General features: G+C 43.4%; 2 protein-coding genes. One reads left to right on the forward strand and one right to left on the reverse strand.

What is annotated here, in order from left to right:
- Positions 1 to 154: 154 nt before the first annotated feature.
- A complete protein-coding gene (locus tag JCM16496_RS20395; protein ID WP_025836358.1) occupies positions 155 to 2,791 on the forward strand; it encodes a hypothetical protein in 2,637 nt (878 codons plus the stop codon).
- 224 nt (positions 2,792 to 3,015) lie between these two features.
- On the opposite strand, the gene JCM16496_RS20400 is transcribed toward JCM16496_RS20395, so the two are convergent.
- The gene (locus JCM16496_RS20400; RefSeq protein WP_128809775.1) at positions 3,016 to 5,817 is read right to left on the reverse strand and encodes a hypothetical protein; all 2,802 of its coding nucleotides are present in this window, start codon (positions 5,815 to 5,817) and stop codon (positions 3,016 to 3,018) included.
- Between the last annotated feature and the right edge of the window lie 160 nt (positions 5,818 to 5,977).

Here is a 5,977-nt window from a genome sequence, read left to right on the forward strand (position 1 = left end):
AAATGGAAGTTCTGGAAGTGGAGATTGAACTGGGATTTGCAGGTAGTGATACCTCCGGAGGCGTACCTCCTATTGAAATACCGGATTAACAGAAGGGAATATTGTTTATTACAGATAAACGTTTATTAATTGCAAAACAATAAAAATAAGTAAAATGAAGACAAAATTGTTTTTAGCTGCATTGGCATTGCCCCTCGTTTTCGGAGCATGTTCTAATGACGAATTGCTTTCTACAAATGAAGCCGTACAAAAGAACGGTGATTTGGTGGAAGTTGGACCTGATTTTGTAATTTCCGCAACAAAAGGTGAAGCTGGAGGTACAACAAGAGCCGCATGGGAAAAGAATGATGCCGGCCAACTGTTGTATTTGTGGAAACCTGTTGCTCCTAGTGCCGACGGACCGGCAATATTGGACAGAATCGGTCTTTGCTGGGTAGGAAAAACTGCTTCTGATGTAGTGTACACCAACTATGAATTCACTCACAACGGTTGGTTGGTAAAGGATGAGTTGAAGGCAAATGTAGAACCTTGTGACGGCTATGTGAAAAATGGATATAACTTCCATAATGTTACTTATGTTACAGCTGACACGAAGTTCGTAAATACGGATGCTGCCAGCGCAGCGGATGACAATTTCCTCAGCAGTAGCAACATCAAAGAAACACAATATGTAACATTCACACCACGAACTGCCAATAACGGAACTGCAGAGGCTACTTACGACATGCGTTCTGCTTTCTTCAAGACATCTGCGCAGACTTTGTTTGGTGGCGATTATATTGCTTACTTCCCCTTCAATACCGACTTAAAGGATGAAGGATGTATCCCGGCCACTTCTCCTGTGGTGTTCGATGTAGATGCAACTCCTGCCAACGTGTTTGCACACTTGAGTAAGGAACATGCAATGTTTGCTTATGGATATGCCCCCGCATTGGTAGGTGGAACTACGGCAAACGATTTCAGCTTCTACAATCTGTCCGGTTTGATTCGCGTGCGCCTGAATGGTGCGGGTGTGACTGATAATACAGCAAGCGTTGCTTTAGTGGATGCTGACGGCAAGTTTATTTCTAAAGTAAACCTGAGCGCACAGAAGATTATTGCCAACAAAAATAACCCGACAGCCGGAAAAGCCATTTATATGAGTGGTACAGAGGAATATACCAACATGTTGTCTGCAACTATCACTAACCCGCAGGTTAATGGCAATACAGACGTTTGGTTCTCTGCATTGCCTACTACAACCGGTGCTTTGAAGGTGGTGGTTTATGATAGCGATAAGACAAAATCTGCTGTATATGATGCACCCGCAATCACGGTAACTCCTGGTGGGGTGGCAACGGTCAATGTAACAGTTGCTTCCGCTGCCGATTTCACAAAGAACATTGCCATCAACGAAGCTTCTTTGAAGGCTATGGCCACTGCGAATGTTACCCCGATTACATTGTTGGGCGATATTGAGCTGACTGCAAGTTGGCCACTTGATAAATCCGTAACTGTCGAGGGTGGTAGAATCATTATTCCTGCAGCAGCCAAAAACGCTGCTGCTGCAATCACCATGACCGTTACCGGAAACAAAGCCAACATCAAATCAGACATCCTGATTGAAGGCCAAGGTTGCTGTGGTGCATACCCCGGAAAACTGGTGGTAGGTGAAAGTACGACCGGGAACAAAGCATTCACTTTCGAAGGTACTATCGACAACTACGGTGAGATTGAATTTATCGCTGGTGCAGATGTCGACAACAAGAATGTGACGGACATCAAGGGTAATCTGAACAACCTTAGCCAGTATATCAAGGAAAATGACGATACTCAATATGGCGAAGTTACTTTGAACAGCCTTGCTACAGTGAACGTAAGTTCCAAACTTCAGAATAACGCTGTGTTCACTATCAAGGGTACGGGTAATGCAAACGAAGACGGTACGCTTGTTATTTCAGGAACTGTGACCAATGCTTATCAGATGAGCAACGGCGGTAACATCAACAACAACGGTACCATTGCCAATACAGCTGAAGGTTGGTTTACCGATAAGATTGGTAGCCAGTTTGGTGGCAAACAGTTTGACAATACAGCCGAAGGACAGTATGTATGCGAAGTTAACGGACAGAACAGACTGGGACTCGCTTTGAACGAAAACTTGAGACCGACTACACGTGTACGCTTTACTGATACCGATGCATTGCCTAGTGGTGCTACTCCGAAGAAATTCGATTTGAGTGGTGTCAATAGTCCTAATGTAGACTTTGAAATTCTGTCAAAAGACGCTATCACATTCAAATCTACCGCTGCTTCTCCCGCAGATGTCACTATCGGTAATTTGATTGTGACAAAGAATGCACTGACAATTGAAAAAACAGGCATCAAAACTCTGAAGACAAACAGCATTTCTGTAGATGGAAATGAAGCCGGCAATGTAACACTGCAATGTGACGTGGCTGTAACAAACAGCGTTGTTCTAGCCCAAATGGCAAATGGAACGAAAGTTGCTATCGGTGGCACACAGGATGGTACTTCAAACGTTTATGCAAAGACAACCATGACAGTAGGTGCTGATTTCATCGTTGGTGACGCTACTCCGAAGTCAACTAAAAAGGCAGAGGTAGAATTCCTGAACAACAATACTACAAAAATCACCGGCTCATTCGACTTGAACAAGACCGGCAAGTGTACTATCCTGGTTGCTACGACAGCATCTCAAGATAATTATGCTGCAGAGGTATGGTGCAAGACTTTGAACCAGAACGGCGGTACTTGGGGTAACAACTCTTGGCCGAAAGTATCAAAATGAAAAATTCCGGAACCAAGTGGTTTCAATAGTAGTAAGTATCTTACGAAAAAACGGAAAGACTTACAAATCTATCGCTTTCCGGAATTTCTCCATAGCAAGTTGAAACAAAGAAATCCCCGTCTACATGTTACGTAGACGGGGATTTTTTCAGTTTATCTCATCTCCCATGCTGCCATACAGATGGGTAAACCATCAGAAAGTGCATGATGAAGACAATAAGGTAGTTACTTATCACTGAAAGGATCTGCCTGAGCATTTTGAATATCTCCACTCTTATCAATACCGCTACCAACAGTGCCATAGAATGTACCGGCAGCGTTAATAGTATTGGTAGTTCCGTCAGCAGCGTCAATGGCAGCTACGGACAAGTACTTGCCAGCGGCAATGCCAATGGTGGCTGTCTTCATAACAGGAGCAGTAACTGCAGTCAACTCATTATAATCAAATGCGGGAACTGCGCTGAATTTAGCCGTAGCTTTTTTTGCAAATGCAATCTTCTGTGATACGTTTACATTACCTGAGATATAAGATTTACTAGTAAAACCATTTGCAGAAACAACACTTGCCCCCAAATCTACAGTTCCTTCTATCTGGAAGAGATTTTCCGCAGTTGCATCCATTACCAACGGATATTGTGTACCCACAACCTTGATGCCGTTACCTTTCAATACCAGGGCAGTCAATGTGGTTTCTTCATAATCTCCTTCTGCATCTGGACGTCCATAGTTAGATTTCAGCGTACCTTCGGTTACAGTCAGTTCAGTTATGCTGTATTCCACTACATCCTCAGTAGATATTTCTTTGGTAGCAGCGGCGGCGGCATACGTCGTAGTATATTGAATGCGCCCCAAAGCGGGATTAGTAACGATTGTACCCGTAATCTTGTTCGTGGCACTGAGTTCGTCATACTTGATGACACCTTCATTAGAGTTGAAGTTACAAGCTGTAGCATCCTTGTAGATAATTACAGTAGAGGGTTTTACACTACCGCTGGCTGCATTGATGATGTTCCAGATAGCACCGTGATTGTGCAGGATACCCTTATTTGCGAAGAATCCATCTACAGTTCCACTCAGATAACCTCCAGCCTTCACTGTAACTACACCTTTCAGTTCGTTTGTGCTGGCAGCGGCAAGGGTCATTTTGCCCTCTACATTAACAGCGGCAGTTTCGGTCGCACTACCGTTCGTCAATTTCTGCAACTTGATGTTACCTTCTTTCGCTACATTCAAGGTTCCCTTGTTTGTAACTTCCACCTCAATCGGATTTGCTTCATTACCGTCCAATTGTGTGCCTGTCACGTTCAAAGTAGCACCTTCGGCAACTTCGAGTTTCAGGTTCATAAATCTATCTGTCTGTATTGCATCCTGTTGGATATCTTTCAGTTTAGCATCAAAGTCACGGTTCAAGGTGTTTTTACCGATGTTGGCGGTTCCAAGAACTTCCACTGTACAAGCCTGGTCAACAATGATATAGTCGAGTGCATCTTCTACACCGGCTTCGGCAGGTAACTGCAGTTTGGCATCGGCCACTGCCTTCACGTACAAGCTGATATTGTTGTCCTTCAGCAGTTTCACGGATGCGGCGTCAACGGCAGCATTGTTCTGCAATTCCACTACGTTCAGACGTTTGTCACCCAATGTAGCAACCCAGCCGATGTATTGTTTCAAGTCATCGCTATTGTTGATTGCAGTTTCAGTAGGAGCTTGGACTGAGTTGTTGTCGAATGTAACCGTCACGCTATTCTTCACGTTAGGAGCCACGTTCAAGATGGCCTGGTCTGTTTTCACAGTATTCGATGCACCATTGTTTTCTGATTTTTCCTTGGTCAAGTCAATGTCCTTAACCATACCGTCTGTGGTGTAAATGGTCAGAATCAGTTTGTCGTCTCTATTCTTCACAGTGATAGGATTAATCATGATACAAGCTTCAATTGTGTTAGCTTCGTTAGCCTTAGCCACGATACCCGGCTTTCCGCCGTCTGTCAAAGACAATTCTGCATAGTAGTCATCACTGCCTGATACCGGATTAATGGTGCGACGCAGTGCTTCGATACGTTTATAGTTGTCTTCTTCGTTTTCACCAATGTTGCGGACAAATTTGTCTTGTGCATCATATTTCGTATGGTCATACAATTCTTCAGCATTGTCCAGATAGTTGGCATAGTTGAAGATAGTCGTGCTCTTTGTATAGTTACCATTTTCTAAATCACGAAGATTATAGTTCTTAACATTTGCAGCAATCTTAGTTTCATTCACTCCTTTGTATTCAGCCTTTGTCGGGTCGATAGTCAAGAGGGAATAGATTTTACCGTTTTTATTGCTACTCGGAGTACTCAATGTAATTTTGGTAATTGTACGGTCTACTGTAGCAGAGTTTCTTAGTTTGATGACTACTGCACCCAATACGCTGGACATATTTACATTTACAAGAGCGTCTTTTGTCTCGTTGCCTTTCATAATCTGTCCGTAGCCCACGAAGAACTGGTTGTCTGCATAAGATTTGAGATAAGCAGCTTCGTCTCCACCATCTTGTTTTTGATTGATGATGCTGTGGACCATCTGACGCTCTGCGCCGTAGCCTTCATACGGATATGCGAAGAAGTAGTTACCTTCCAGCATCTTGGCATCCGATTCCCATACAGTTCCACCGTTGACAGTTTCTGAAGTACAAATAAAAGGATAGTCAGTATGAATATAACTCGTCAAACTATATTTCTCCAACCATGACAACTGTGCCCATTCTGCCGGGTCGCTGTGAGGTCTCAACGTCTGAGTTGCCGGAATTTCATCCATCAAAAGGGCACCGATTTTATTTCCTACTTCAAACTGATAGCCCTCTTTCCTGTCAAAAATCAGACGAGTGTCGGCATTATTGCCAAGGTCTACTCCTAATTTTACGTTTACAGTCGGTCTACCGTCATTCGGATCAACCGGATTTGTAGATGTCTCCACAAAATCCTCATTAGTACATGCAACGAACATACCCGCAAGGATTGCCGCTGAAAATAAATACTTAGTTTTCATCTTGTTTCAATTAATAATTATTAATGTAATACATAATCTGCTTAGATACCTTCTTTCCCATCATCGTCAAAGCCCGGACCATTGGATTCAACAAATCCCAGCTCTACTTCCACTTCCAGCACTTCCACTGCCGGAGCATCATACTTCATTTCTTTTTCCA

The sequence above is a fragment of the Bacteroides rodentium JCM 16496 genome (assembly GCF_000614125.1).
Lineage (GTDB): Bacteria > Bacteroidota > Bacteroidia > Bacteroidales > Bacteroidaceae > Bacteroides > Bacteroides rodentium.

Excerpts from the sequence above, each read along its gene's own strand:
- JCM16496_RS20395 (WP_025836358.1), top strand. The coding sequence starts at position 155 with ATGAAGACAAAATTGTTTTTAGCTGCATTGGCATTGCCCCTCGTTTTC.
- JCM16496_RS20400 (WP_128809775.1), bottom strand. The coding sequence starts at position 5,817 with ATGAAAACTAAGTATTTATTTTCAGCGGCAATCCTTGCGGGTATGTTC.